The sequence below is a fragment of the Kitasatospora putterlickiae genome (assembly GCF_039527695.1).
In the GTDB taxonomy this organism is placed as follows: Bacteria; Actinomycetota; Actinomycetes; order Streptomycetales; family Streptomycetaceae; genus Kitasatospora; species Kitasatospora putterlickiae.
In genome coordinates, this window is sequence record NZ_BAAAKJ010000434.1 from 4,982 (window position 1) to 7,725 (window position 2,744).

Annotated in this window: 3 protein-coding genes; all 3 read right to left on the bottom strand. The window is 76.7% G+C overall.

What is annotated here, in order from left to right; genetic code table 11:
- Positions 1-314: 314 nt before the first annotated feature.
- Positions 315-1,175, bottom strand: coding sequence for a GNAT family N-acetyltransferase (locus ABD308_RS35590; RefSeq protein WP_344344203.1), 861 nt, complete (start codon positions 1,173-1,175; stop codon positions 315-317).
- 107 nt (positions 1,176-1,282) lie between these two features.
- Positions 1,283-2,230, bottom strand: a complete 948-nt coding sequence (locus ABD308_RS35595; RefSeq protein WP_344344205.1) for a MerR family transcriptional regulator — start codon at positions 2,228-2,230, stop codon at positions 1,283-1,285.
- Positions 2,231-2,330: 100 nt separating this feature from the next.
- On the bottom strand, positions 2,331-2,744 hold a 414-nt coding region (locus ABD308_RS35600; protein WP_344344207.1), incomplete at its 5' end, for a transglutaminase family protein.

The following is a 2,744-nucleotide window of genomic DNA, read 5'->3' on the forward strand; positions in this document are numbered from 1 at the left end:
GAAGGGCTGCGTGGTCGCCAACCCGGACGGCCTCGGGCTGCGGCTGCGCGGCGCGGGCACCGCCGCCGCACCCGGACCGGGCGGGACTGCGCGACCGACGACGGCCCCGCGCCGGGCGAATCCGCGCACCCCCTGAACTGCTGGTCCGGGCGGAGGAACTCGTCGGCCGCGCGCCCCGCCGCTCCGCCGCCCCTCCGGTCCGGCGGGCAGCATGACGGGCATGCCGAAGCCTGTCGTGGTGGTGCTCCTCGTGCTGCTCCTCTCCCTGATCCCGTGCGCCGCCTTCACCGAGGCCGGCGGCCCCGGCGCGGCGCCTACGGATGGGCGAACCGCGCCCGCCGGCCGGCCCCGGTGAACCCCAGGCCCCGGAACAGCGCCGCCGAGGCCGGGTTGTCCACGTTCACGTCCAGGAACACCTCCGCGTCCCCGGCCGCCCGCAGCCGCTCCAGCGCCGCCGCCGCGAGTGCCCGGCCGAGCCCGCGCCGCCGCCACCCGGGCGCCGTCCCGAGCTGGACCAGGAACCCCTCGGCGCACACCACGAAGCCGACCGGCGTGCCGTCGGCGTCCCGCGCCACCAGCGAGGCGGTGGGCCGGAAGTCGTCCTCGACCAGCCAGTCCACCCACTGCTCCAGCGTCAGACCGGGAAACCCCGGCCGGTCCGCGAACGACGCGTCGTACGCCGCGTAGAACGCCCCCCGGGTCTCCTCGCCCCACTCCGCCACCCGCACCCCGTCCGGCAGGGCGACCCGCTCCAGCGGCGCCCCGGACCCCAGCCGGAACACGTCCTCCGCGAACACCTGCCGCAGCCCGCGCGAGTGGAACAGTTCCTCGGCGGCGGGCGTCAGCGCCTCCGTCTGCACCTGGACGACGGCCCCGGCCGCCGCCAGCAGCCGGTCCAGCAGCTCCCCGCCGAGCCCCCGCCCCCGGAAGTCCGGATCCACCGCGCCCACCAGCGACCACCGGCCGGCGGCGGGCCGCGCCGCCCCGCAGGCCACCAGCCGCCCCTGTGCGTAGGCCCCGATCCGGACGGCCCCCGGGGCGCGGTACCGCTGGTCGACGAAGGACGGTTCCCCCGTCACCGGCAGCCCGCCGTCCACCGCGAGGCACCGCCGCACCACCGCCAGGACCGCCCCCGGCTCACCGTCCGCGGGCACCTCCCGCCACTCCACGCCCATCCCCGGTCTCCTCCCGATCCGCTGCTCCCCGCATGCCATCCCGAAAGCCGGGCGGGCGCAACCGGGTTATGGCCTCGCCGGAGTGGGAAGTCGGCCGGTCCGACTTCTTACTCCAGCGAGGCCCGCAGGGCGGCGGTGAACCAGGCGAAGACCTCGCGCAGGCTCTCCGGGACCGGCCAGCCGTTGACGGTGGCCAGGAGGTGCCAGTAGCGCTCGGCCCGGGCGTCGTTGGCGGTCTCGACGCGGTCGAGGATCCAGGCCCGCAGGGCGGCGTCGTCCGGCCGGCCGAAGGTGGCGGCGTAGGCGGCGGTGAGCGGGTCCAGGACGGGGCGGGCGGCCGGTGAGCCGGGGGCGACGCCCGCGGCGATGGCGGCGGTCACGGTGTCGCGGACGGTCTCGGAGAGCGCGATGTGCAGGCCGGTGTCATCGCCCGCGGCCCGCTCGGCCGCCTGGTGCCCGGCCATCCGGCGGACCGCGGCGCGGAAGTCCTCGTCCTGCACCAGCTCGCCCAACTCCACCCAGGCGTCGATCTGTTCGGCGGTCGGCTCGTCCGGCAGCCCCGGCATCGCGGAGCGCATCATCGCGACGAACTCCGGGTTGGCGTCCAGGCCGCCGAACGCGGCGTCGATGAAGTCGTGGATCAGTCGTCGGCGTTCGGCGTCGGACAGTGTCGCGAGCTGGTGCATCCTTCTCATCTCCTCGGTCGTGGAACCGCGTTCGGCGATCGCCCGCAGCACCGTCCGGCGCAGCCGGAGCGTGCGGATCTGCACGTCCAGCGCGTCGGCGTGCGCGGCCGCCACCTCGCGCAGCGGGGCGGAACGGTCCAGCACCCGCCGCACCGTGGCCAGGTCGAGGCCCAGTTCCCGCAGGGTGCGGACCAGGTCGAGCCGGGCCGCCGCGTGCACGTCGAAGCGGCGGTAGCCGGCCGCCGTGCGGCTGGTGGGCGGGACGAGCCCGGTGTCGGCGTAGAACCGGACGGCCTTCACCGTCAGCCCGGTGCGCCGGGCCAGTTCGCCGATGGAGTACAGGGTGCTGTGGAGTCCGTCGTCCCGCATGGCCTCAGCCTGCCGTCTCCCCCCGGGGGAGACTCAAGGGCCCGTGCCGCCACGGGGCGGGGTGGGTGAACGGGCCTGGCGCCGCCTGCGACGGTCCGCCTCAGTTCAGCCGGTGGCGGGCGGCCCGGGCCTCCTGGCGGACCTTGGTGGCGGCGTCCGGGTCGAAGGCGTCCAGGATCCCGGCGTACTCGTCCATCTCCCGCGCGCCGCCCAGGAAGTCGCCGGTGCGCACCAGCAGCTCGGCGCGTTCGAGGCGGAGCTGGGCGGGGTGGCGGGGGAGCAGCAGGGCGAGTTCGGTGGCCCACAGCTGGGTGCGGGCGTGCTCGGGGCGGTCGGCGGCCCAGGCCCGGATGTTGCCGAGCACCCGCAGCACGACGTCCAGCGGCTGCGCGGGCGTGAGCAGCTCGGGCGTGAACTCGTGCCCGCCGGCGCGCACCAGCCGGGCCACGTCGTCGAGGTCGAGCAGCCGGCCGCCGTGGAACGGGTCGGCCAGGACGAAGTCGTCGCCGCCGGC

Bases quoted from the DNA above. Each gene is read 5' to 3' on its own strand.
- ABD308_RS35590 (WP_344344203.1), bottom strand. From the start codon at position 1,175: ATGGGCGTGGAGTGGCGGGAGGTGCCCGCGGACGGTGAGCCGGGGGCG.
- ABD308_RS35595 (WP_344344205.1), bottom strand. From the start codon at position 2,230: ATGCGGGACGACGGACTCCACAGCACCCTGTACTCCATCGGCGAACTG.